The organism is Neolewinella marina, assembly GCF_002631205.1.
Taxonomy (GTDB): Bacteria; Bacteroidota; Bacteroidia; order Chitinophagales; family Saprospiraceae; genus Neolewinella; species Neolewinella marina.
Genome location: NZ_PDLO01000003.1, coordinates 317,711 through 342,641, shown reverse-complemented (window position 1 = coordinate 342,641; position 24,931 = coordinate 317,711). Strand labels below are relative to the sequence as shown.

The window sequence follows — 24,931 nt, the reverse complement described above, 5'->3', positions numbered from 1 at the left end:
GCCGGACAACTGTCCGGCGGGGCTTTCTCTTTATCAGGCGAACAGTACCAGCTGACCATCGCCGAGAGTAGCCCCGTGGCGACTGCTGCGACTGCGACTGTGGATGATCTGCTGGCGGATAACGCCCGGATCAAATCCCAACTGCCGGAAATCCTTGTCGGCACACAACAGGAAGTACTGGGCGCGCTTCCATACCACGCCGATCTTTTGCAGGTGCTCCCGCCTCAGCGGACGAAACCGGCGGGAATCGACAATCTTCCGGGCCGACTTTACCCCCACCCCCGGAATGCGAAGAATCATCTCGTAGGGCGCGGAATTCACGTCCACCGGAAACAGCCCGGGGTGCCGCAGGGCATAGGCCAGTTTGGGATCCAGGTCCGGATCCAGGTTAGGCTGGGCATCATCCACGATCTCGTCGGCCCGGAAGCCGTAGAACCGCATCAGCCAGTCGGCCTGGTAAAGCCGGTTCTCCCGCCGCAGGGGTGGCGCCGAAAGCACGGGCAGCCGCGCGTCATCGCTGATGGGCACATACCCGCTGTAGTACACCCGCTTGAGTTGCTGCTCCTGGTAAAGAGAGGAAGCCAGGGTGAGGATGTCCTTGTCGCTTTCCGGGCTGGCCCCGATCACCATCTGGGTGGACTGACCGGCGGGGGCGAAGTTGGGGGTCTTCATCAACGCCCGCTTTTCCTCCCGGTAGCCCTCGATGGAATTTCGCAGGGCATTCATGGGTTGGTACACCTCGGCGTAATTCTTCTCCGGGGCCACCTTCTTCAGACTGACCTCGCTGGGCATTTCAAGGTTCACGCTGAGGCGGTCCGCGTAAAGCCCGGCCTCGTGAATCAGGTCGTCGCTGGCCCCCGGAATCGCCTTGAGGTGGATGTAGCCATTGAATTTATGCTCGGTCCTCAGCGTCTTCGCAATGCGGACGAGCCGCTCCATGGTGTAGTCCGCGCTCTTGAAAATGCCCGAGGAGAGGAAAAGCCCCTCGATGTAATTGCGGCGGTAAAAATTCAGGGTGAGGTCCACCACCTCCTCCACGGTAAAGGCCGCCCGCTTCACGTCGTTGCTCCGGCGACTTACGCAGTATGCGCAGTCGAAGATGCAGTGATTCGTCAGCAGGATCTTCAATAGGGAGACGCAGCGCCCATCCTGGGTGTAGGTATGGCAGATACCCATTCCCGTCGCGTTGCCGAGGCCGTCGGTGGTATTCTTTCGCTTGCTGCCGCTGCTGCTGCAGGAAACGTCGTACTTGGCCGCATCAGCCAGGATGCTGAGTTTCTCAGCGGTTCGTTGGTTCATAGGGGAAGGGGAATAGGCGCTAATTTACAACAATTCATGGTGTAAATAATCTATTCCACACAGTTGTTTAGGCGACTGTATCCTTTATGACCAACTTGATTGCCCCGGACAAAATGGTGAGCTTTTAATCCCCTAACAGCCGACAAATTTCACCGCCCGAAAATGCCTTGGGCGTCACATAATTCCGGCTTACGCAATTTAGACAATCCACCTTTTATTTGGCAGGACAACCATTGACCGTATAATTATTGACCTACGATCGTTTCTGTTGATTAAGTTTTGCAACCCACCCTTCAACTTTCATTTCTCGCTGAAAATGGCAGCTACAGAGCTGACATATTCCCATCGAAAAATGGCTGTGGGTGGACCGTACCTTTGGATTGTCAATCGGGATAACCGAAGACGGCAAGCCGATAAATACCCAAGGCGTACGGCTGCTGATTCCCTCCCGGTTCTCTAATGCGGCATGATCGACTTTAAGCTTTATACAGGGCGGCCTTCCGAGTAGGAGGCCGCTCTTTTTTTATCCTGCCACGCAGCGGAAGCCCAGGTGGTTGAGTCCGCTGTCCGCCGGGGTAAACTGCCGTTGCTGAAGGTTGAAGCCGGTGCAGTAGCTCGTGCTGCAGAGGAAGGATCCTCCCTTTATGATGGATTCCCCCGTTTCCTTCCGTTCGGAGTCCGTCCATTCCCATACGTTGCCGGCGATGTCGTACAGTCCGTTGTCGGAAGCCGGAAACTGTTTGACGGCCGCTACGCCTACATAGCCATCCTCTACCCGGTTTTCGTAGGGGAAGGGGCCTTGCCACCAGTTGCCCCGGTACTCGCCATCGGGCAGCATTTCGGCGCCCCAGGGGAAAGAACGGTTCTCCTCTCCCTGGGTGGCCGCGTACATCCACTCTTCTTCCGTGGGCAACCGTTTACCGGCCCAGGTGGCGTAGGCACGGGCATCTCTGAGGCTCACCTGGGTCACGGGTTCATCGGGGCGGGCGGCGGGGGCATCGGGCCCCTGGGGAAATTTCCAGTTCGCGCCGGTGACGGGTTCCCAGCTGAGGGTTTCCAGGTTGAATACTCCGGACCAGCCGAAACTGTCGGCCTCGGTGGTGTAGCCCGTAGCGGTGACGAAAGCGGCAAAATCGGCCGTGGTCACTTCGGTTTCGTCCATGAAGTATCCGCCGGCGGGGTGATCGATCCAGACCATACCCTCGGTGGGCGGAGTGGTTAGTGCGGCAGTGGCCACGTCTGCGCGGCTTTCACAGCAAAGCAGGGAACCGGCGAACGCGGCGAGTAAAAGGAGATGGGGAAGCGACATTAGGCGATAACTACGATATTGCCCCAAAATAAGATGAAATGAGACGATTGCCGGCGGAATGGGAACCACAACAGCTGGTTTTGTTTTCTTTTCCGCGGCGGGAAGGCGACTGGGGGGAGGTACTGGAAGACGCTTCGGCGGCAATGATCGCGGCGGCCAATGCTGTTCACGAAGCCTGTCCGACCCGCATCGTAGTGGGCGACCGCGAGCACTTCGAACGCTACGCCGACCGCTACCGGGGAGAGGTCAGCTACTGGCCCACTGACGATTCCTGGATCCGCGACTCGGGCCCCATTACCGTGGTTGCCGAAAGTGATCCTACCCTGCTCGACTTTACCTTCAATGGTTGGGGTGGCAAGTTTGATGCCCGCCGCGACAATGAACTGCCCCGCATCATTCACGAAGAGTTGTATCCCCGGGCCGCCTACGCCCGCGTGCCCCTGGTACTGGAGGGTGGCGCCATCGAATCCGATGGCCGCGGCACCATACTGACGACCTCCCGCTGCCTGCTGTCCACGGGCCGCAACGACTACCGCGACAAGGCCGAGGCCGAAGCCATGCTCCGCGACCACCTCGGAGCTGAGCGAATCATCTGGCTTGACTACGGGGAACTGCTGGGCGACGATACCGACGCCCACGTGGATACCGTAGCCCGCTTCCTGGACGCGGAAACGATCGCCTACGTGGGACCACCCCCGGAATCCGATCCCCAGCACGCCGACTTTACCGCCATGCGCCGACAGCTACGGGAAGCCGCCCGGGGTTACCGGCTGGTGGAACTGCCCTGGACGGGCCACGTGAGCAGTCGGGTGGACGGCCACCGCCTGCCGGCCTCCTACGCCAACTTTCTGATCAGCAATGGCAGCCTGTTCGTACCGACCTACGGTACCGAAGCCGATCAAAGTGCGCTGGAGGTGCTGCGCCAGGAAAGCCCCTACCGGGTGGTGGGGGTCAATTGCCTGCCCTTCGTAGAACAACACGGTGCCCTGCACTGCCTCACCATGCAAATCCCCGACTGGGAGAACCCCGAAAAATCCTGACGTATGCGACCGGTCACCCGCCGAAAGTTCCTTCACCAAGTCCCCGTAGCCCTCTCCGCCGCCTCCCTGGTCACCGGATGCTCCCCCACTGCGGAAGCGGCCGAAACCGCTGGCCCCGGTGGTCCGGTAGTTATCTCTACCTGGCAACACGGCCTGGCGGCCAATGAGGCAGCCTGGGAGGTCCTGCAAGGGGGCGGCAACGCCCTGGACGCCGCTGAAGCCGGGGTAAAGGTTACGGAAGCCGATCCGACGGTCAGCACCGTGGGGCTGGGCGGACGGCCCGACCGCGACGGCATCGTCACCCTGGACGCCGCCATTATGGACGGGGCCGGCGACTGTGGCAGCGTGATGGCGCTGCAGGATATTCTTCACCCCATTTCCGTAGCGCGGCGGGTAATGGATAACACGCCCCACGTCATGCTGGCGGGGGAAGGTGCCCGGCAATTTGCCTTGGCGGAAGGGTTCCCGACGACCAACCTGCTGACCGAGGACAGCAAGCAGGAATGGGAGCAGTGGAAACGCGACAACCCGGGATATCGCCCCCCGATCAACGTGGAGAACCACGACACCATCGGTTTGCTGGCCCTGGACGCTCAGGGGCGCCTCGCGGCCGCCTGTACCACCAGCGGAGCAGCCTACAAATACCACGGCCGCGTAGGCGACTCACCCATCGTGGGGGCGGGACTCTACGCCGACAACGAGGTGGGGGCGGCCACGGCCACCGGCTGGGGGGAAGCCGTGGTGCGGGCCTGCGGTTCCTTCCTGGTCGTGGAACTGATGCGGCAGGGGCACTCCCCCACCGAGGCCTGCCGGATGGCCGTAGAGCGCGTGATCGCCAAAAATCCCGACTACCGGGAAATTCAGGTAGGATTTATTGCGTTGGCCAAGGACGGAACCACGGGGGGATACTGCATCCACCCCAATTTTGATTACGCGGTCTACACGGCTGCAGAGGGCAACCGGATGGTGGTGCCCGACAGTAAACTCACCTCCGATGAATAGGCCCCGCTTCGAAGTTTGCCTGCAGGGAATCGATGACGTATACGCCGCCCACGCTGGCGGAGCCGACCGGGTAGAACTCTGCTCCGCCCTGGTCGAGGGGGGACTCACCCCCAGCCACGCGGCGATTGCGGCCAGCCTGGAAGTGGGCATCGACGTGATGGTCATGATCCGCCCCCGTGGGGGAGACTTCGACTACAGCGCCCGGGAGCTCGACCTGATGGAAAAGGACATCGCCGTATGCCGTGAACTTGGGGTTACGGGCGTTGTCTTCGGCATGCTGCAACCCGACGGACAGGTGGCGCGCACGCAGGTGCAAAGAATGGTGGAAGCCGCCGGTCCCCTACAGACCACCTTTCACCGCGCCTTCGACGTCTGCCGCGACCCCTGGGAAGCCCTGGAAGAACTGATCGGCCTGGGCGTCGACCGCATCCTGACTTCCGGACAGCGGGGCACGGTACCGGAGGGCATCTCCCTGATCCGCGGGTTGATCGAGCGGGCGGGCGACCGCATCTCCATCATGCCCGGCTGCGGCATCACGGCGGATAACGTAGCCCAGGTCATTGCCCTGACCGGTGCCGAGGAATTTCACGCAACGGCCTTCGACCGGGTGGGCAGCCACATGGCCCACCGCAACGAAGAAGTATATATGGGCATACCCGGGCTGGAAGAATACGAACGGGAAGCCGTCACTCCGGCCGCGGTACGACGTTTCCTGCGGCAGTTTCCTCGATAACCAGAGGCTATACGGCCGGAGCATTCCGAAGATAGTTTTACTATCACCCCTATCGTTCCAACAATATTTTGCAACCTATTTTTGTTACAAAATAATTTTCGCGAACAAATCCAGGCGCAAAACTTTGTCGTAGGTGGTTGAACTACACGCATGTGTATACACCAATTCACCCCTCCAATTCTTTGCACCATGAGATCATATTTACCACGCTGGTGGGGTTGTTTCGCCTTGCTGCTTTGCTGCACCCAGGTTGCCCTGGCCTCCTCCCACCGGGAAGCCCCCCTGATTGCCGACGATCCACTGGCCGACAACACCGATGTTTACGCCTTCGTCAGTCCCGATGACCCCTCCACGGTCACCCTGATTGCCAATTACATTCCCATGCAACTGCCCCAGGGCGGTCCGAACTACTACACCTTTGGGGAAGACATTCGGTACGAGATCCACGTCGACAACGACGTGGCGATCCGGGGGGATGAAATCACCTATCGCTTCACCTTCACCCGGGTGAATGAGGACCCGACCACCTTCTTCAACATCCGGCTCGGAGCCGAAAACATCAAAGCTACTTACTTCCTGGAGCGTAGCATGGACGGTGGTACCACCTTCGATACCATTGTCAGAAACGGCATTTGCCCGGCCTACAACATCGGCCCGCGGTCGATCGAAGGCCCGGTGGGGTTGGACTCTACTTACCGGGAGGTATGGGAAAACGCCATCACCGAGGCTTCCACCGGCGAAATGGTCTTTGCCGGACCCGCTGACGACCCCTTCTTCGTGGACCTTGGCGGGATATTTGACCTTGGCGACAGCCCACGGCAGGGAGAAGGTGACGTGAGCCGCGACGGGCTGGCACAGTTCAACGTCCATACCATCGCCCTGAAGGTCCCGATCAGCACCCTTAAAAAAGCCGGCACCGCCGCCCGGCCGGCCAACATCCTGGATGGAGATTACGTCATCGGGGTTTGGGCTTCGGCCAGCCGCCGGTCCGTCCGCACCCTGTACCGGGATGGGGAGATCCGCGAAGAGGGGCGCTTCGTGCAAGTCAGCCGGCTCGGCATGCCCCTGACGAACGAGGCAGTAATTCCCATAGGGATGAAAGATTACTGGAACGCAATCACGCCCTACGCGGAATTGCGGGACACGGTACTGGACAAGTACTTCTTCAACCCGGAACTGGCACTCTACATGGACACGGCCTTCTTCGCCGCGGCCGTGCCGGCTTTTACCCCCTTGCGGGTGCAGCAGGCCAGTCCGACGGTATTGGGCAAGGTGGACTTCACCAACGGCGCCGACGGCCTCTTTATCCTGAAGGGGCACCCCGCCCTGTCCGGAACGGCCCTGGACGACGCCATCTTCGGCAGCCTGCTGCTGCCTGGCCCCGGCCAGCCGCGTTCGGTGGACCTCTGGCCCATCTTCCATACCGGCGTGCCCAACCTGCCGCCCTACCAGCTGGCTACCGGCAAACCCGCCGGCAACCCCCTGGCTACGGGTAAGCCCTTCATCAACAACTTCCTGCCGAACGGCGGTGACATGTTGCGGTTGAACATGGCCGTACCTCCCACCCCTCGCGACAGCGATGGCTTCAGTTCACTGGGCTTGGTCCAGGCAGCCGTACTCGGATTAACGGATGCAGCCTATGCCAACACCGACCTGCAATTCATTCCCAATATGGACGGCTTCCCCAACGGCCGGCGGTTGGAGGATGACGTTACCCGCATTGAGCTGCAGGCGGTTTCCGGAGTGGTCCTCGCGGCCGTGGGCCTTTTCTACGACGACTACGACCTGGACGGTGGTGGCAGCCCCCTTACCCCGGGACTGCTGGACGTCCTGGGCTACACGACGGAAGTAGAATCTAACGACCTGCCCTTCCGCACGTCCTTTCCCTACGTAGCCATGCCGTGGCGCGGTACCGAAGTGGACCACACCATCATCGCCGAGTAGGCACCCTCCCCCCCACCCTCTTAACTGGCTGCTCCGGTGCCCGCGCGGTACCGGAGCCTATCCTCAACCATCATGAACTCCATTACCTCATTATACCGTGGCGGGATGCTGTTGGCCGCTGTGCTACTGGGTACGGCACTCTATGCCTCCTCCCACCGGGAAGCCCCCCTCATCGCGGACGACCCCCTGGCCGACAACGTCGACGTCTACGCCTTCCGGTCGCCGGACAACCCGGACATGATCACCCTGATCGCGACCTACATCCCCATGCAACTCCCCCACGGCGGGCCTAACTGGTACCACTTCGGGGAAGATATCCGCTACGAAATCCACGTGGACAACGACGTGTCGACGGTTGGTGATGATATCACCTACCGTTTCACTTTCCGACGCACCAACGAGGACCCCACCACTTTCTTCAATATCCGCCTCGGCAAGCAGAACCTGAGGACTACCTATACCCTGGAGCAAATTGACTTCGCGGGTAACAGCACGGTCCTCATAGAAAACGGAGACGTGCCCGCCCCCAATATCGGCCCCCGCTCCATCGAGTCGGCCGTTGGCCTGGGTGAAGACAGCTATGAATCCTACTCCAATTCCACCGTCCGCACTACCGCCGGTGGCATCGAGGTATTCGCCGGCCCGGTAGACGATCCATTCTTCGTGGATCTCGGTGGCATTTTCGACCTCGGGGACGCGCCCCGGCAGGACGGAGAGCCAGTGGACGGCTTGGCGTGCTTCAACACCAATGCGTTGGTGCTCAACGTACCCATCACCGCCCTGCTGAAAAAGGGAGTAGGCGCCACCCCCGAAAACATCCTTGACCCCGACTTCGTGATCGGCGTGTGGGCCTCCGCCAGCCGCCCGCGGGTGAGAATCCTCCAGACCGACGGAAGCAAGCCAGACGTAGTGGACAGCAACTACATCCAGGTGAGCCGACTGGGAATGCCCCTGACCAATGAGGCCATCATTCCGGTAGGCATGAAGGACTTCTGGAATGCCTGCACTCCCTACGACGAGGCCCGCGATACCTTCTTCGACCGCTATTTCCACAACCCTGAGCTGGCGCTTTACATGGACGACGACCTGTTCGGTGGCGCCGTGCCCGCTTTCGCTCCCCTGCGCATCCAGGAGGCCAGCCCGACGGTATTGGGCCCCGTAGACTTCACCAATGGAGCCAATGGGCTCTTCATCCTCAAAGGTAATGAGGTACTGGAAGGCACCGCGCTCGACGACGATATCTTCGGCACCCTGCTGCTGCCTGGCCCGGACCGGCCCCGGTCGGTGGATCTCTGGCCCATCTTCCATACTGGGGTTCCCAACTTCCCCCCTTACCAGCTGGCTACCGGCAAACCCGCCGGCAACCCACTGGCGGCCGGCAAACCGTTCATCCACAACTTCATCCCCAACGGCGGTGATATGCTGCGGCTGAACATGGCCGTGCCCGTTACCCCCCGGGAATCGGCCGACTTCAGTTCCCTGGGACTGGTGCAAGCCGCCGTACTGGGCCTGACGGACGCGCGATACAACGGCAGCGACACCCTGCAGCTGATTCCAAATATGGATGGTTTCCCCAACGGGCGCCGTCTGGAGGATGACGTCACCCGGATCGAACTGCAGGCGGTCTCCGGAGTGGTACTGGCCGCCGTGGGCCTGTTCTACGACGATTACGACCTCGAGGGAGGTGGAAGTCCCGTCACGGCTGGCCTGACCAACGTGCTGGGCTACACTACCGGTATTGAAATGAACGACGAACCCTTCCGGGAATCCTTCCCCTACCTGGCCCTGCCCCACAGCGGCAAGGGAGAGTGCAGTGGGGCCCTGCGGCCCACCTCCGCCGGCGGAAGCCTGCCGGAAGAGGGAGTAGGCGTTAACGCGCCCAACGTTGTAGGTTACAGCTTCCCCAACCCCTTCCAACAGGAGACGACCCTGAAGTTGCACGTCCGGGAAACCACTGCGATCAGCATCGACCTCTACGACGGCAACGGACGCCAGCTGCAAAACCTCGGTCGGCAGACTTTCCCGGCCGGTGATCACCAGATCAACGTATCCGTCGGCAAGTTGCCCCAGGGCCTGTACTTCACCGTGATCAGCAATGGCAACGGCAAGGTCCTGCAGACCATCCGGATGGTGAAAACCAACTGACCCGAGCGACCGTAACTTGAGATAACCGAAAGCGTGGTATCCCGCCCCTGGACGGGGTGCCACGCTTTACTTCCACATCACCACACCACCATGCGAAACTCTACCATTCTACTGAACAGTCTGGCTTTTCTTATCCTGTTGGCCCTGGGCTGCAGTGAAGGTGCTGATCACCAGCAACAGGCCCGCGCCCAGGAACCTGAGATTCCCGCCCTGCTCCCGCGCCCCGCCGCCCTGCAGGCCACCGCGGAATGGGACCAGACCCAGAGCGGCTACTCCCAGATGGCCGCCCAGCTGCGGCTGGACAACCCCAACGCCATCGAACCCCGCATCAACCTCGCCAAGATCTTCATCAACGAGGCGCGGGTCACCGGGGAGCACGGTCACTACTATCCCGCGGCCCTGGCGATGCTGGACGAAGCTCTGGAGCTGAACCACCAGGGGCCCCGGGACCCGAATCTGGAATTCGACGCCCTCTCCACAAAGTCCGGCGTCCTGCTGTCCCAACACGAGTTTGCCGAGGCCCTGACGGTAGCCAATAAAGCGGTTAGCCTCAACCCCTACAACGCCCAGGTGTACGGTGCCATCGCCGACGCCAACGTCGAACTGGGGGATTACGAAGCGGCCGTCCGGGCCGCGGATAAAATGAATGAAATCCGCCCCGACCTGCGCTCGTACAGCCGTGCATCTTACCTCCGGGAAATCCACGGGGATATAGACGGAGCCATCGACGCCATGAACCGGGCGGTGCGTGCGGGCGCGCCGGGCTATGAGTCCACGGCATGGGCCCGACTGACCCTGGGGCAACTGTACCACCGCTACGGGCAACCCGACAAGGCCGCCGCGGAATACGCAGCCCTCCTGCGGGAGCGCCCCAACTACCCCTTTGCCCTGGCCGCCCAGGCCGAACTGGCCCAGGATGCGGGCGATGACGCCAGGGCCGAACAACTGCTGATCCAGGCCCGCGACATCATCCCCGAGGTCGGATACTACATGGACCTGGCCAAGCTATACCGCAAGCAAGGGCGCACCGACGAGCTCGAATCTATGGAGCAGGACATCCTGGAGATGCTGGAGGACGACGTCAGCAGCGGACACAACATGGACCTGGAGTATGCTACCCTGTACCAGGATGTGTTTCCCGACTACGACAAGGCACTGGAGTACCTGCTGGAGGAGCACAACCGCCGCCCCGCCAACATTGACGTGAACCGCGAACTGGCCAGGTTATACGTAGCCCGCGGCGAGAACGACAAGGCCCTGGACCACCTCACCAAAGCGGAGCGCACCAACAGTGCCCACCCCGACCTGGCAGCTATCCGTCAGGCCACCGGCACCGCTACCAAATAACGGGAAGAAATTCAGGCGTTCTTGAAGCCTTCCACGACCGCTGGATCGCCCACCGAGAGGGACCCTTCTCCGCCCCGCCAGAGGGCATTTTCACCGAACAGAACCTTCTTGCCCCGTTTGCGGTAGTCCGCCAGGGTGGTAAGCACGGCGGGATCCCGCTCGCCGGTTTCTGGTTCGTGGGTCACCATGATGCAGCGGGCACAAGGTTTGGGAAGCTGAAAACGGTGGCTGCCGATCCTGAGGGTTGCCCAGTTGTCCTCGGCGTATGCCTCCGGGGCATCAATCACGATATTGGGGCGGAAACGGGTCATTTCCAGCTCCCGGCCCCTCCGGCGGGAGAGGTCATCCAAGCTGGCCGTATTCGCGATCAGGTAAGGGAAACCGTCGGCGAAGCTCACCGTCTCTTCCGGATTGGCGTACCGCTGGTCAACCGGTCGCATGCTTTCCGCGGGCATGTACACCAGCCTGCCCCCGGGTAAGTCTAGTAAACTAGCCAGGGTGGTGGAACCAGCCACCTCCACTGCCTGAAAGGTGTCGTCCCAAACGGTGACCGTGAGCGAGGAAGAAAAATCGGGACGGGCATTCTGGCTTTCCCAAATCGTGGCCCCGGTAGAAATCTCCATCACCCGCAATCCCTGCTCGCCAACGGTATGACCGGAGTAACGGGCCAGGTGAGGGTTTTCCCGCTGGGTAATGAAGCGCCCCGTTCCGTCGATCAGCATCCAGCGGCGGTCGTCCGCGAATCCGCGCTCCTGCGGCTGCAGGGTGGTTACAGACTCCCCGCCGAGGCTTTTCACCGGGTATCGGTAAAGGGCGGCCACCTGCATCAGGCCTGGACGGATTCCACCAGTTCGGGAATCTCGACCTGGGTATTCAGCAGATCTTCCATGGTTTCGCGGCGGCGGATGAGGTGGACCTTTCCGTCGAGCACCATCACCTCGGCCGGCCGGTAGCGGCTATTGTAGTTGCTGGCCATCATGTAACAGTAGGCGCCAGCGTTGGCCATGGCCAGGATGTCGCCTTCCCTCACCTCGGAGAGCTGGCGGTTGATGCCGAAGGTGTCGGTTTCGCAGATGTAGCCCACCACGGTGTAGATGCGCGGTTTCCCCTTGGGATTGCTGATGTTGGTGATGTGGTGGTAGGCATCGTAGAACATCGGCCGGATGAAGTGATTCAGTCCGCTGTCGACCCCGGCAAAGACGGTTGCCGGCGTGGTTTTCACTACGTTGGTACGTACGAGGAAGGTTCCGGCCTCGCTGACCAGGAACTTGCCGGGCTCGAACATCAGTTCCAGCTCGCGGCCGTAGTCCTTGCAAAAGGCGTTGAACCGTTCGCTGAGCTGCTGTCCGAGGTCCTCGATGTCGGTGGCGATGCCTCCTTCCTTGTAGGGAACCTTGAAGCCCGAACCGAAATCGAGGTAATCGAGATCCGGGAAATCGGTCGCGGCCCGCAGCAGGATCTCAACCGCCTGGAGGAATACCTGGGCGTCGAGGATATCGGAGCCGGTGTGCATGTGCAGTCCCTCCACTTTCAGGTCCAGGGCGTTGACCACCTTCAGTACGTGGGGTACCTGGTGGATGCTGATGCCGAACTTGGAATCGATGTGGCCGACGCTGATCTTGCTGTTGCCGCCCGCCATGATGTGGGGGTTCAGCCGGATACATACGGGTACGCCGCGGTGCTGGTCGCCGAATTGCTCCAGGATGGAAATGTTATCAATGTTGATGCGCACGCCCTTGGTGACCGCCTCGTTGACCTCGTCGAGTCCCACGCAGTTCGGGGTAAAGAGGATGTCGTGGGGGTCAAAGCCGGCCATGAGGCCGAGATCGACCTCCTGCATAGAAACCGTGTCCAGGCCACTGCCCAACTGGCGGAACAGCCGCAGTACGTTCAGGTTGGTGAGGGCCTTGCAGGCGTAATTGATGCGCAACCGCTCCACGCCGGAAAAGGCCCGGTGGATGCGGTCGTACTGGTCTTTCATCTTGTTGGCGTCGTACACGTAGAGGGGTGCACCAAATTCTTCCGTCAGGGAAATCAGGTCGACGCCCGAAACGGTGTAGCGTCCATTCTTAAACTGCATGCTGATAAAATTGCCAGGGGTTTAGTCCCGAGATAGAGTAGGTATGAACATAATCAGGTGGGTTGCAGGTTTCATGAATAAATGCAAATGTCAATTTTCCTGCAAGCCGATGGTTATTCCGGCGACGTCTGGTGGATCCTGGGCGCCCTGATCGTTCTGGGGGTCGTATTCTATATGACCAAGCGAGCTCAATATACGCAGCGCGCCAGGCACCTGAAAAACAGCGACCCCCGACAGGAGGTCGTAAACGACACGAGTTACAATATCAACCAGGAGGGAATCGACGGTCACCGCTCCGAAGGCATGACCGAAGCCGAAGCGCGGCGGACGAAGGAACGCATGCAAGACAGCGGACACATCCCGAGCGATGAGGAGTACCACGACCTGAAGGACGACACGAAGAAGGACCGCTAGGACAACAATACCGCGGCTCGGGCGTCTTTAGCCCAATGAAGCAGTTGGATAAACTGATGGCGAAGTCCTTCGTAGGACCCTTCATCGTCACCTTCGCTATTGCCCTGTTCGTCCTGCTGATGCAGATCCTCTGGTTGTACCTGGACGACATCGCCGGGAAGGGGCTCAGTTTTTTCCTTATCATGGAACTGCTGGCCTACAAGTGCGTAGGCCTGGTGCCCCTGGCCCTGCCCCTGGCGCTGCTGATCTCCTCGGTAATGGTGCTGGGTAACCTGGCCGAGCATTACGAGCTATCAAGTTTCAAGTCCGCCGGGGTATCCCTGCTGCGGGTCATGCGCATGCTCATCATCTTCGGGGCCATCAGCGCCGGCGTCTCCTACCTCTGCAGCGACTACATCATACCGGCCGCCAACCTCCAGTTCGGGGCCCGGATGTACGACATCCAACAGAAAAAGCCGACGCTCAACATGGAGCCCGGCGTGTTCAACGAAGACTTCAACCAGTTCACCATCCGCCTCGGCGACCGGGGCGACGACGGTCGCCGCATTGAGGACGTGCTCATCTACGACCACACCAAGGCCAACGTGGGGGAGTTGAGCCAGATCACCGCCAGCAACGGCGAGATGTACACCTCCGACAATGGTGACTTCTTCATCATGCGGCTCTACGACGGTCACCAGTACATCGAGCAGCGACCCAGCGGGCGGGAAGGTCGGAGCGCACCCTTCATGCGGACGAGTTTCGACACCTACACCAAGGTGTTTGACCTGAGTGAATTCCAGCTGGAGGTGCACGCTACCTCCCTCTTCAGCACCAACCGCAGCATGCTTTCCACCTGGCAACTGCGGGAGGGCGTGGACTCCATCGCCACCGATATTGCGGTGCGCAAACAGGGCCTGAGCAACCACCTGCTGGCCTACCTGCCCCAGTTACCGCGGGACACCATCACCTACCGCGTCCAGCAAAATGATCCCCTGGCGTTCGCCGGAGCGGATACCAGTTTGGTGGTAGAAGTAGAGACCACTGAGGCCGACAGCATGGAACTGCTGGAGGCCGCCTATCGCCCGCTTCACGCCGCTCCCCGGCCCGAGGAGCGGGGATACACCTCGGACAGTGTCCGCCATCGCTTTCTGCGGGAGCGACAGGCCGAACTGGAAACCCGCCGCGCTGCCCGCTTCGCCGAGGCCCGCCGCCACCCCCTAGTGGTGGGTGCCTCCCCCTGGCACGGGGTGCGCAGCCTGCTCGACAGCCTGCCGAAATCGGACCACTCCCGGATCTACAACCGCGCGCGTTCCAGCATCCGTTCCGTCACGGCCCAGGCCCAGTCGACCCTCCGCCTGCTGCCCGGCATCGAGGAGTCGCGGGTGAAGCACGTTTACGACATGCACATGAAGTACAGCATGGCCGTGGTGTGCATCATTTTCGTCTTCATCGGAGCCCCGATGGGGGCCATCGTGCGCAAGGGGGGCTTTGGGTATCCCATCCTGGTGAGCATCATCTTTTTCGTCATCTTCATCATCCTGACGATTTTCTGCCGCAAGCTCGCCGAGAGCTTCGTGGTCAGCGGGGTATTCGCGGGCTGGCTGCCGTGCCTGATTCTCTTCCCCATCAGTTTGTGGATCACCTACAGCGCCATGAACGACGCCAAGCTGGTGGACACCGACCGGGCGAAAAATGCCCTGCGGCGGGCCCGCGACAGCAAACAAGTAGCGGCCCTGCGGCGTCGGATAGCGAAGTCCTAATTTCGCTACCTTCGCCCTATGCCGTTCACCCGTCGTCATTTCACGCCGCCCAGCCTGCGCCTGCGGACCTTTCTGCGGGCCAACCGCTACTTCCTCCTCGGGGTGCTGCTGCTCATCCTGGCTAACCTCTACCTGGTACTGACGCGGCAGCAGGGAGAAGCACTTATCGCCATCAACCAGCTGCGTACTCCTACCTGGGACCTGGTATTCATCAACGGGACGCGGCTCGGAGAACCCATCGCCTACGTGGTGGTGATCCTGGTGGCCCTTACCTACCGCATTCGCACGGCCATATTTGCCGCGGCCACCGGAGCGGCGGTTGCGGTGTTCACCGGACTGCTCAAGCTTTACTTCGCCCAGGCCCGCCCCATGCGGTATTTCTTCGACAACTTCGAGACCACCTGGAACGACCTGAACCTCTTCGAGGAGAACATGCGCAACTGGGGGGACACCAGTTTCCCCAGCGGGCATTCCGCCTCGGCCTTTGCCCTCTACAGCTTCATTTGCTTCAATGTGCGGCGGCCCAAGGTGCTCATCAGCATCCTGTGTTTTCTGCTGGCCATTGAGGTAGCCTTCAGCCGCATGTATCTCCTTTATCACTTCCTGAGGGACGTGACCGCGGGGGCCTTCATTGGGCTGCTGATTGCCATTCTTATGTTCTTCCTGCAGTGGAAGGTTTTTCCCGATAGTACCTTGCTCAACGACGGAATCTGGTGGACACGCAAATCGCGGGTTCCCCCCGTCGAAGAGAACATTACGCCCGACTGATATGCCCCCTAACCAAACTACCCTCCCCTCCCTGGCCGTCGTCCGGGAAGACAAAAGCCCACCCGACGCTCGCGTTCCCCTCACCCCCAGGCAGGCGGCTGCCCTGATCAGCCGGGGTTGGGACGTGGTCGTACAAACCAGCCCCCACCGCTGCTTTCCCGACGAGGAATATGCCCGTCTGGGCGTACCGGTGCGCGAGGACATCACTACCCAGGACATCCTGCTGGGCATCAAGGAGGTGCCCATCAGCCGCCTGGTTCCGGGGAAAACCTACTGCAACTTTGCCCACGTGGCCAAGTTCCAGCCTTATAACCAGGGGCTGCTGCGGGCTCTGCTCGACAAGGGTATCCGCCACATTGACTACGAATACCTTACCGACGACCGGGGCCGCCGGCTCATCGCCTTCGGCTACTGGGCGGGGATGGTCGGTGCCCACAACGCCGTCTGGGCCTTTGGAAAACGCACGGGCAGCATCGATCTGCCGCGGCTGAAGGACCTCCACGACTACGCCGCCGTCAAACCGGTGTACGCTGCGCTGTCCCTGCCCCCCGTGAAGGTTGTCCTTACGGGCACCGGGCGCGTGGGCGCGGGTGCCGCGAGGGTGCTGCGCGATATGGGTTTCCGCAAGGTGAGCCCCGCGGAGTTCCTGGAGCCCGCGACGGAGCCCGTGTTTACCCAGCTCGCCGTGGAAGACTACGTAGAGCACCCCTCCGGCAAGGCCGTGAAGCGGAGCCACTTCTACGCCCACTCCGCAGAGTACCGCAGCCGCTTCGGCCCCTACTGCGCAACGGCGGACATCTTCATCAACGGCATTTTCTGGGATGGCCGGGCACCGGCCTTCTTTTCCGCCGCCGACATGGAAGCTGCCGATTTTCGCATCCAGACGATCGCTGACGTGACCTGCGACATCGCGCCGGCCGCCAGCGTACCCTCCACCCTGAGGGCTACGACCATTGCCGACCCCGTATTCGGTTATCAGCCACGCACCTCCCAGGAGGCGTCTCCCTACACCTCCGATGTGGTCGACGTGATGTCGGTGGACAACCTGCCCAGCGAGCTGCCCCGGGACGCCAGCCAGGCCTTCGGGGAAACCTTCATGGACAAGATCCTGCCGGAGTTCACCCGGCCGGAGAGCGACATTTTGCTGCGGGCCACGATTACCCGGGACGGGGAGCTCGGTCCCCACTTCACCTATCTCAAGGATTTTGCCGCCGGCGTCCACCCCGCCTAACCTCCAGAAGATGACCGTCAACCTGATTTCCGATACGGCCACCCAACCTACGCCGGCAATGCTGGAGGCCATGTTCTCCGCCCCCGTGGGCGACGACGTTTTTCGCCAGGACCCCACGGTGAACGAGTTGGAAGCCTTCGCCGCCAAGCTGTTTGGGATGCCGGCGGCGCTGTTCTGTCCGTCGGGAACCATGACCAACCAACTGGCAATCAAGTGTCATACCCGCGCGCTGGATGAGGTAATCTGCGAGGAGAACAGTCACATCTACCAATACGAAGGCGGGGTGTACAGCTTACTGTCCAACGTCAGCATCAGCCTGCTGCGGGGGGAACGGGGAAAGGTGCTGCCGGGGCAGGTGGCCGCGGCGGTGAAACCCCGTTATGACTGGCTCCCGCGCACCCGGCTGCTGGTCCTGGAGAACACCTGCAACAAGGGAGGTGGCAGCATCTATACCCTCGACGAGGCGTCACAGCTGGTCAGTGAAGCCCGGGAATTCGGACTGGCCGTTCACCTCGACGGCGCTCGCCTGTTCAATGCCTTGGTGGAAACCGGCGAATCGCCCGCTGCCTGGGGCAGCCTGTTCGATACGGTATCCATCTGCCTGAGCAAAGGCCTGGGCGCCCCGGTGGGCAGTCTGCTGCTGGGCAGCGAGGAGTTAATCGCCGAAGCCCGGCGCTACCGCAAGGTGTTCGGGGGAGGGATGCGACAGGCCGGCTACCTGGCCGCGGCGGGAATATTCGCGCTGCAGCACCACGTCGACCGGTTGCGGGACGACAATGCCAGGGCCCGCCGGCTGGCGACCGTCCTGCCCGATCTGCCTTACGTAGCTTCCGTAGCTAAAACGGAAACCAATATCTGCATCTTCCACCTGGCCGGGGAGCTTACGGCCGCCGATTTCCTGACTGAACTGCGGGCGGAAGGAATCGAGGCCACACCGTTTGGGCCCCAGACCGTGCGCTTCACCACCCACCTGGGCGTCGACGACGCGCAGATCGAATTCGTTATTGACCGTTTACACCATTTGACGCCACGGGTATCCCAACCCGTTCGTGGGTGATCGTATCTACCGGACAAATCTGTTCGCAGAGCAGGCAGGCGATGTCACAGGGACGGTCCACGGCAATGGTGTCGAAGGGACTCACGAAGCCCGCCTCCTGCGGACAAATGGCCACGCAGGCCCCGCAGTTGATGCAGGCGTTCCAGCCGATGTGAAACAATACCGGTTGCTGCTTGCTCATATCTTCTTAAATTCGGAGGTGGGGCTAAAGTAGTCGGCCATGGTCAGGTACAGTTGCCGGTTCCGCTCGGGGATGTTCATGTTGTGGAAGATATCGGTTTTGATGCCGTAAAGCTTCCACATTTTGTCGCCCAGTTCACTCAGCCACAGGCGTTGGTAGGCCTCAAGGGCGCCGGCCTGCAGCGGCAGCTGGTCAGCCAGGTGGCCAGACAGAAAATCGGCGGCGATCTTACCCCCCGCCACGGCGGTGTGCAGTCCGCCCCCGGTGATGGGATTCACGTGACGGGCGGCGTCGCCTACCAGGATGAGGTTGTCGGCGAACTGTGTCCGCAGTGGGGCGGCCAGGGGCACTCCCCCACCCTGTACTTCCAGAATGCGGCTGTTGGCGAAGCGGTCGCGGAAGAAACTTTGGGTCATGAATTTATCGAGGTGCCAGCGGGCGGGCTGGTCGGTCATGGTGGCAATCACCCCCAGTCCGATCTCGGCGTAACCGTGTCCCTTGGGGAATACCCAGGCGTAGCCCCCCGGAGCCCATTCGTGGCCGGTGACAATCTCCAGCAGTCCTTCGGTCTCTACCCCATCGACGATGAACTGCAGGCAGCCGGCGAGTTCGGTGATCTTGATGTGGGTCTGTAGGCCGGCCCAGCGCCCGACCTGCGACTGTAATCCGTCAGCCCCCACCACCACCCGGGTCCTCAGGGTGATTTCCTGGTTATAGCGGAGCAGTCGCACGGTGCAAAGGCCATCGGCTTGGGGGGTATACCCCAGCCCTTCGGTCTTCAGCCAGACTTCCGCTCCCGCCCTTTCGGCCTGGGTCATCAGGTAGCGATCGAATCGCCGGCGGTCCACCACGTAGCCCAGGGGGCGCTTCCCGGCTTCGGAACCGTATTCCTCCGGTTTGAGGCTGCGGTAGTCGTGGACGGCCCGGTTTCCCGTCTCGTCGTAAATGGCAAAGCCGTAGATCGCTTCGTGGATGAATTCCTCGTCCGGCGTGATTCCCACTTGTTCCAGCGCGTGGCGGCTGATCGCGCCGGAGCACTGGATGGGAGCGCCCAGCTCCTGCCGCTTGTCAACCAAAAGTACTTTCAATCCGGCGGTAGCGGCAAACCGGGCGGTAGTGGAACCGGCCGGTCCGGCACCAATGATGACTACATCGTAATCTACTGGGGGCATAGAGAGGGTTTGTCTACTGCCAAACCCGGACCGGGGAAGGGTGTTCAGCGCCGGGTGGCCCGGCTTGTCCTAATTGCCCGACTTCCAGACCTGGAACCACCGCTTTCCCGCGCGATCGCGCTCCTCCCGGCGCCGTTCGCGGTCCTTGGCCCGGCGGCGCTTGCGGATTTCCTTCTCCTTGTCGCGGTTCCAGATACTGTACCGCTTGCCGATGACATAGCGTACGCTGACCGCGGTATGGGTGTCGAGTACCGATTCTCCACCCACCACGTTGAGGGCCGGTTTGAAGTCGTAGCTGACGTTCACCCGCGCGAATGTGGCCTCCATCCCGACGATGCCGGTAATCCCTTTGGGTCCGTCGAAGGGGTTGCCCGTCTCCCCGTCGATTTCGTTGCTCCAACCGGCGTGTACTCCGGCACCGTAGAACAGGTTCAGCCGTCGACTGAGCAGGGGCTGGTGTTGCTTGCCCAAAAGGGTGAGCGTGCCTTCGTCCTCGTTCAGGGAGGATAGGACGATGCCTTCCAACACGAAGTTCTTGTGGATCTGCGGCAACCGCAGCTGGGCGGTGGCGCCCCACTCCGTACCGACCCGGATTCCGAGTGCGGCGTCGTAGGATTGGGAGACCAGCAACAGGGGAGCCAGAAGGAAGGCGGCCAGCACGGATTGTTTCATGCCGGTATAACGCCCCTGACGGGACCTTTGGTTTGCACCCCCTCAGATCAGGCTGTCGACCAGACGCCGCCCCAGCTCACTCTCCGGGGATTGGAGGATGGCCCGGGGGCACCCCCGCTCCACGATCGTCCCGTTCTCCATCAGCAGAATGGAAGTAGTACACGACGTGGCCAGCCGCAGGTTGTGGGTAATGAACAGCACCCCTACCCCCCGGGGTCGACAGGCCCGTTCCATCACCTCGACCACCTCCCGGCGCAGGGGCACGTCGAGGCCGGAGAGGGCTTCATCGCAGATGAGCACCCGGGGCCGGGCGGCCAGGGCCCGGGCGATGGCCACCCGCTGTCGCTGTCCACCGCTCAGCTCGTGGGGCAGCTTCCCGCGGAAGTCGGCCGGGGGGAGCCCCACGCTGTTGAGCAGGTCATCTACGCTTTCTGCACTCTCCGCCGCCAGCGCTTCTTTAAGGGCCGCTGCCACGGTAAGGGATGGATTCAGCGAGCCGTAGACATCCTGGAAAATGATCTGCCCGCCCGCCAGTCGGCGGATCTCCGGTCCGGAAGCCGAGGCGGGCACGCTGCCCCCCGGTGCCAACAACTGGCCCGCCTCGGCGGGCAGCAAGCCAACCAGCCAGCTGGCGATGGTGCTCTTTCCGCAGCCGCTGGGGCCGATGAGGCCCACCCATTCTCCCCGGCGTATGGCAAAGGAACAGTCGCGAATCACCGGGCTTTCAGCGGAGGCGTAGCGGATGGTAAGGTCGCTGACCTGCAGTACCAGGTCCTGGTGGGCTTCTGGGGTAGGATTGGCACCCGCGGCCGCGCCCGGTGTAGGGAACTTCCGTACGGTAGACGTTGGCCGCCGGATGGATACCTGGCGGTCGGTGACGCGCTCGATCAGTTCCTCGTCGTGGGCGATAAAGAGCAACCCCATATCGTGCTCCGCACGCAGGTCGTCGAGCAGGCGAACGATCTCCGCCTGGGTGACCAGGTCCAGGGCCGTAGTGGGTTCATCGGCGATCAGCAACCGCGGACGGCCGGCCAGGGCCATGGCGATGAGAAGGCGCTGCAATTGACCGCCGCTGAGTTCCCGGGGCAGGGCGTGCATGATGCGGTTGCCCAGGGCGTCCAACCCCACTTTGCGAAGGGTTTCCGCTACCGCCTCATCCAGGTTGCAGGCGGAATCTCCCAGCCGGTGAATTGCCTCCCGCAGCTGGCGGCCACAGCTGACCACCGGATTGAGGGCCGACTGGGGCTCCTGAAAAATGTAGGCTATCTCTCTGCCGCGCACGCGGGTTCGAATGCTTTCCGGCAGGGACAGGAGGTCCACCGGTTCGCCGGCCTTGGGGTGGTATAACGCATTGCCGGTTGCTACCCGGGCTTTGGGCGGGAGCAAGCCCAGGAGGGCGAAGGCCGTCAGGCTTTTGCCGGAACCGGAGGGGCCAACCAGGCCCACCGATTCACCGGGGGCTACGGAGAAGGAGAGGTCCCTGACGAAGCGGGGATTGGCCGGGAACGACAAACTGAAATCAGTAACGGTAAGTAGTTCACTCACGGGCGTCAAGAATTACCACTCCGGCACCTGCAGCTGCAATTGATAGTCCCGGGCCTCATAGTCAATGGCCGCCACGTAGGATTCCCGGCCATTGGAGATCATGAGGTAAGGTACGCGCAGTGGCCCGTTGTAGTGAGCCGCCTGGCGGAAAACCTCGGTGGTGAGGGGAATTTTCGGCGCTTTGCACTCGATCAACAGGAAAGGACGCATCTGCTGATCGAAGATCAGGATATCGGTGCGCCGGGCGGCGCCGTTCACCGCCAGTCCCCGCTCCACGGTGATGCGGTTGCGGTTGTACCGCATCTCCTTGATGAGGAAGTGCAGCAGCAGCTGGCGGACGAACTCCTCGGGCTGCAACACCAACCACTTGCGGCGGATCTCGCAGCGCACGTGGCGCTGGTTCCCGCCAAGCTTCACGGAAAGCTGGGAGGAAAAGCGTTCGAGCCGCAGGTCAATGGCGTAGGGGGAAGATGGATCAGTCACGATAGGTTCGGGCAAGCGCTTGTAGCCGTGGAAACAGCAACAGCAGGGTACGGTTGAAGGCGTCGTGGTGTTCCTGGAGGCTTTGGTTGACCCCCCGCAGCAACTCGGGGCGGCTGAGGCGCGGCAGCATGCGGCGAAACACGTCGGCCATCCCCTCCTCGCTGGTGTAGACCGATAGCCACTGGTGGCGGGTCAGACCGTCCACGTGGGGCACCAGCCGCCGGGGCAGCAACGGGCGGGCGGCGTGGAGCCGGTCGTAGGCTTGTTGGGTAAAGGCGGGAAAGGGCGCGGGCCCGAGCGCTTCCCAGTTGAGGAAAAGGAAATGGTCGAAGGCCACGTCGCTGATCACGCCGGCGTAGCGGCCGTGGGCGGAACGTAGCCGTGCATTCAGCCGGCGTACGTCTGGGTCGGCGTCGGTGAAGCGGTCGATGCGGCGGTGGAGCTCCACCCCCCGGCGGATGCCCTCCGGCAGGGTATCCACTTCTCCCCGCCCCCGCAGCAGGTCACCAATGAAGTTGCCCACCTGCAGGTCAGCGGAATAATGCGACAGTGCCAGGTGCGCCAGAAAATTCAAACGTGCTCGAGTTGGTGCTTATAGTAGTTGTAGATGTCCACCTGGGCGCGGAAGGTGCCGTTGCCGGCCACGGCCTTGCGGTACTGGTTCATCTGGCGGTCGGAGATGTGGCGGGCCCGCTGGTTGTCGCGCCATTGCATGTCCATGATGCGCCGCAACTCAAGTTTGATGAGGTGGTCGTAGATCGGGGTGACCACCTCCACCCGGCGGTAGAGGTTGCGGTTCATCCAGTCGGCCGACCCCATGTACACCTTCTCCTGTCCGTTGTTGCCGAAGATGAAGATGCGGGCGTGTTCCAGGAAGCGGTCAATAATGCTGATGATCTGGATGTTCTCCCGCTTACCGGGGACCAGCCGGCAAATGCCACGCACGATCAGCCGTACCTCCACCCCCGCCCGGGCCGCTTCCCGCAGCTTGTTGATCATGGTTTCCTCCTCCAGGCTGTTCATCTTCAGAAAGACGTAGGCGTGCCCGCCCTCGCGGGCGATGGCGATTTCCCGGTCGATGAGGTTGAGGAATTCCGTCTCCAGGTTAAAGGGGGCCACCAGCAGGTGCTTGCAGCGCGGCAGGATGAGTTTGCCGCGGAGCAGGTCGAACACCCGCTCCACGTCCTTGCCAAGTCCAGGCCGGCAGGTCAGCAGGGCGTGGTCGGTATAAAGCCTGGCGGTCTTCTCGTTGAAATTGCCAGTACCGATGTAGCTGTAGTGGATCGTATCGTCGTCCTCGGTGCGCCTTTCGATGTGGAGCAGCTTGGTGTGCACCTTCACGGCCGGGTAGCTGTAGCGGACGTAGGCCCCCGCTTCGGTCATCTCCTTGCCCCAGTAGAGGTTACTGGCCTCGTCGAAGCGGGCCTTGGCCTCCACGAAGGCCTCTACCTGCTTGCCCTGCTTGAGGGCGTACAGCAAGTTGGCAACGACCTGGGAATTCTTGGCCACGCGGTACAGGGTGATCCGGATCTTGCGCACCTCCGGGTGGTCCGCCGCTTCCCGGATCAGCTGGGGGATGTAGTCGTACTTCTGGTAAGGAAAGCTGAGGAGGATGTCGGTCGCCTGGATTACGTCCATCAGGCTTTCGGCCCCCTCCAGCTTGGGGTGCGGCAGCGGGGGCAGGGGCTCGTAGGCCAGGTACTCCCGCCCGGGGGGCTGGGGGAAGGTGAAGAAGTCGTTGAAGTTGTGGTAGCGGGCCCCGGGGATCATATCGTACTTCGACAGGTTCAGGGCCTTCTTCAGGCGGGTGAGCATCCAGCTGGGCATGTCGCCGTCGTAGAGGAAGCGGGTGGGCAGGCCCAGGTCCCGGGTGGTCAGGCTGTGCTCGATCTTGCGCAGCAGGTCGCCGTCAAATTCATTATCGATGTACAGCTCCGCATCGCGGCTGAGTTTGAAACTGTAGCCAAAATCGACGCGGCGATCCATCCACCGGGAGAGATTGGCGCGCACCACGCTGTCGGTAAAGATGACGTAGTAGCCCTCCGGGTCGTCGGCCGGGCTGGGCAGCAGCAGGAAGCGCCCCGTCTTGTTGATTGGCAGGGGTACCAGGGCTACCTCACCCGTTTCCTCCGCTTCGGGTTCGTTGAGGCTGACGGCAAGACACAATTGCCCGTCGTCCAGGAAGGGCAGTTCGCGGTCGCCGGCCTCCTCCCCTTCGGTGGGCAGCCAGTGGAGTTCGAGGTGGGGCTGGATGTTCTTGTCGAAGTGGTGGGCAGCAAAGAATCGCTGTTCCGCGTTCATCTGATCGGAGTGGATCAGGTGGATGTTCTCGTCGCGCAGCTGGGGCAGGATCTCGTCGCGGAAGATGCGCCCGAACTCCTCCTGCTGCTGGTAAACCTTGCGGCGGATGGCCTTCAGCTCGCTTTTCGGCTTGAAATCAAAGAGTTCCTTGCGCTCCGTCTTGGGCAGTTTTTTGAATTGCCGCAGGGAGGAGACCCGGACCCGATAGAACTCGTCGAGGTTGGCACTGTAGATGGCCAGAAAGCGGATGCGTTCGTAGAGCGGCACCCGCGGATCGGCGGCTTCCTGCAGCACCCGGGCGTTGAAATCCAGCCAGGAGGAATCGCGTTTGACTAATTCTTTTGCCAAGGGAGGAATGGGTTAGCAACCTAAAGGTATAACAGGGGCGCGAACGCAGGTGCAAGGTAGCGATTGTCCCACGAGCCGGTATATTTCCGCGAACAAACCAGCCTTCCAAGTATTAAAC

At 61.6% G+C, this 24,931-nt stretch carries 22 protein-coding genes; 11 read left to right on the top strand and 11 right to left on the bottom strand.

What is annotated here, in order from left to right; all coding sequences use genetic code 11:
• Positions 1–33: 33 nt before the first annotated feature.
• Both CGL56_RS09895 and CGL56_RS09890 read right to left on the bottom strand, forming a co-directional pair.
• Positions 34–1,299 carry a putative DNA modification/repair radical SAM protein gene (locus CGL56_RS09895; RefSeq protein WP_099106376.1) on the bottom strand — a complete coding sequence of 422 codons (1,266 nt, stop codon included), beginning with the start codon at positions 1,297–1,299 and terminating at the stop codon, positions 34–36.
• A 523-nt stretch (positions 1,300–1,822) separates the two neighbouring features.
• Positions 1,823–2,536 (bottom strand): SUMF1/EgtB/PvdO family nonheme iron enzyme, encoded by a 714-nt coding sequence (locus CGL56_RS09890; RefSeq protein WP_167641560.1) that lies wholly within the window; start codon positions 2,534–2,536, stop codon positions 1,823–1,825.
• A gap of 110 nt (positions 2,537–2,646) precedes the next feature.
• Here CGL56_RS09890 and CGL56_RS09885 point away from each other — a divergent pair, with 110 nt between their 5' ends.
• The 6 genes from CGL56_RS09885 (at position 2,647) to CGL56_RS09860 (ending at position 10,819) form a co-directional block, all read left to right on the top strand.
• Positions 2,647–3,648 (top strand): agmatine deiminase family protein, encoded by a 1,002-nt coding sequence (locus tag CGL56_RS09885; RefSeq protein WP_099106374.1) that lies wholly within the window; start codon positions 2,647–2,649, stop codon positions 3,646–3,648.
• 3 nt (positions 3,649–3,651) lie between these two features.
• Positions 3,652–4,650 (top strand): N(4)-(beta-N-acetylglucosaminyl)-L-asparaginase, encoded by a 999-nt coding sequence (locus tag CGL56_RS09880; protein WP_099106373.1) that lies wholly within the window; start codon positions 3,652–3,654, stop codon positions 4,648–4,650.
• Positions 4,643–5,383 carry a copper homeostasis protein CutC gene (locus CGL56_RS09875; RefSeq protein ID WP_099106372.1) on the top strand — a complete coding sequence of 247 codons (741 nt, stop codon included), beginning with the start codon at positions 4,643–4,645 and terminating at the stop codon, positions 5,381–5,383. The genes CGL56_RS09880 and CGL56_RS09875 overlap by 8 nt, the downstream gene beginning before the upstream one ends.
• A gap of 189 nt (positions 5,384–5,572) precedes the next feature.
• On the top strand, positions 5,573–7,327 hold the full coding sequence (locus CGL56_RS09870; RefSeq protein ID WP_099106371.1) for a DUF4331 domain-containing protein: 1,755 nt from the start codon (positions 5,573–5,575) through the stop codon (positions 7,325–7,327).
• A 72-nt stretch (positions 7,328–7,399) separates the two neighbouring features.
• Positions 7,400–9,472 (top strand): DUF4331 family protein, encoded by a 2,073-nt coding sequence (locus CGL56_RS09865; protein WP_099106370.1) that lies wholly within the window; start codon positions 7,400–7,402, stop codon positions 9,470–9,472.
• Between the two features lie 90 nt (positions 9,473–9,562).
• Complete coding sequence (locus CGL56_RS09860) at positions 9,563–10,819, top strand: tetratricopeptide repeat protein (RefSeq protein WP_099106369.1); 1,257 nt, start codon at positions 9,563–9,565, stop codon at positions 10,817–10,819.
• Positions 10,820–10,830: 11 nt separating this feature from the next.
• Here CGL56_RS09860 and CGL56_RS09855 read toward each other — a convergent pair whose 3' ends face one another.
• Together CGL56_RS09855 and lysA are read right to left on the bottom strand one after the other, a co-directional pair.
• Positions 10,831–11,646 (bottom strand): MOSC domain-containing protein, encoded by an 816-nt coding sequence (locus tag CGL56_RS09855; RefSeq protein WP_099106368.1) that lies wholly within the window; start codon positions 11,644–11,646, stop codon positions 10,831–10,833.
• Positions 11,646–12,899, bottom strand: coding sequence for a diaminopimelate decarboxylase (gene lysA / locus CGL56_RS09850; RefSeq protein ID WP_099106367.1), 1,254 nt, complete (start codon positions 12,897–12,899; stop codon positions 11,646–11,648). The genes CGL56_RS09855 and lysA overlap by 1 nt, the downstream gene beginning before the upstream one ends.
• An 87-nt stretch (positions 12,900–12,986) precedes the next feature.
• On the opposite strand from lysA, the gene CGL56_RS09845 reads away from it, so the two are divergent.
• Genes CGL56_RS09845 through CGL56_RS09825 form a run of 5 tightly spaced genes read left to right on the top strand, consistent with a single transcriptional unit; the run spans position 12,987 to position 18,111 of the window.
• Positions 12,987–13,313 carry a hypothetical protein gene (locus tag CGL56_RS09845; RefSeq protein ID WP_143470675.1) on the top strand — a complete coding sequence of 109 codons (327 nt, stop codon included), beginning with the start codon at positions 12,987–12,989 and terminating at the stop codon, positions 13,311–13,313.
• A 35-nt stretch (positions 13,314–13,348) separates the two neighbouring features.
• The gene (locus tag CGL56_RS09840) at positions 13,349–15,055 is read left to right on the top strand and encodes an LptF/LptG family permease (RefSeq protein ID WP_143470674.1); all 1,707 of its coding nucleotides are present in this window, start codon (positions 13,349–13,351) and stop codon (positions 15,053–15,055) included.
• Positions 15,056–15,073: 18 nt separating this feature from the next.
• Complete coding sequence (locus CGL56_RS09835) at positions 15,074–15,823, top strand: phosphatase PAP2 family protein (protein ID WP_099106365.1); 750 nt, start codon at positions 15,074–15,076, stop codon at positions 15,821–15,823.
• A 1-nt stretch (position 15,824) separates the two neighbouring features.
• Entirely contained in the window at positions 15,825–17,054 is a 1,230-nt protein-coding gene (locus CGL56_RS09830; protein ID WP_099106364.1) for an NAD(P)-dependent oxidoreductase, read from the top strand.
• A 10-nt stretch (positions 17,055–17,064) separates the two neighbouring features.
• Positions 17,065–18,111 (top strand): threonine aldolase family protein, encoded by a 1,047-nt coding sequence (locus tag CGL56_RS09825; RefSeq protein ID WP_099106363.1) that lies wholly within the window; start codon positions 17,065–17,067, stop codon positions 18,109–18,111.
• Here CGL56_RS09825 and CGL56_RS09820 read toward each other — a convergent pair.
• From CGL56_RS09820 to ppk1, 7 genes are all read right to left on the bottom strand, one after another.
• Positions 18,056–18,292 carry a 4Fe-4S binding protein gene (locus CGL56_RS09820; RefSeq protein WP_099106362.1) on the bottom strand — a complete coding sequence of 79 codons (237 nt, stop codon included), beginning with the start codon at positions 18,290–18,292 and terminating at the stop codon, positions 18,056–18,058. The genes CGL56_RS09825 and CGL56_RS09820 overlap by 56 nt on opposite strands.
• The gene (locus tag CGL56_RS09815) at positions 18,289–19,464 is read right to left on the bottom strand and encodes a geranylgeranyl reductase family protein (RefSeq protein ID WP_099106361.1); all 1,176 of its coding nucleotides are present in this window, start codon (positions 19,462–19,464) and stop codon (positions 18,289–18,291) included. The genes CGL56_RS09820 and CGL56_RS09815 overlap by 4 nt, the downstream gene beginning before the upstream one ends.
• A gap of 69 nt (positions 19,465–19,533) precedes the next feature.
• The gene (locus CGL56_RS09810; protein WP_099106360.1) at positions 19,534–20,136 is read right to left on the bottom strand and encodes a hypothetical protein; all 603 of its coding nucleotides are present in this window, start codon (positions 20,134–20,136) and stop codon (positions 19,534–19,536) included.
• 42 nt (positions 20,137–20,178) lie between these two features.
• Positions 20,179–21,681, bottom strand: a complete 1,503-nt coding sequence (locus CGL56_RS09805; protein WP_167641562.1) for an ABC transporter ATP-binding protein — start codon at positions 21,679–21,681, stop codon at positions 20,179–20,181.
• A gap of 12 nt (positions 21,682–21,693) precedes the next feature.
• On the bottom strand, positions 21,694–22,164 hold the full coding sequence (locus tag CGL56_RS09800; RefSeq protein WP_245851959.1) for a type I restriction enzyme HsdR N-terminal domain-containing protein: 471 nt from the start codon (positions 22,162–22,164) through the stop codon (positions 21,694–21,696).
• Positions 22,157–22,738 (bottom strand): acyl carrier protein phosphodiesterase, encoded by a 582-nt coding sequence (locus tag CGL56_RS09795; protein WP_099106524.1) that lies wholly within the window; start codon positions 22,736–22,738, stop codon positions 22,157–22,159. Before CGL56_RS09795 ends, CGL56_RS09800 begins: the two co-directional genes overlap by 8 nt.
• Entirely contained in the window at positions 22,735–24,813 is a 2,079-nt protein-coding gene (gene ppk1, locus CGL56_RS09790; RefSeq protein ID WP_099106358.1) for a polyphosphate kinase 1, read from the bottom strand. The genes CGL56_RS09795 and ppk1 overlap by 4 nt, the downstream gene beginning before the upstream one ends.
• Positions 24,814–24,931 lie beyond the last annotated feature (118 nt).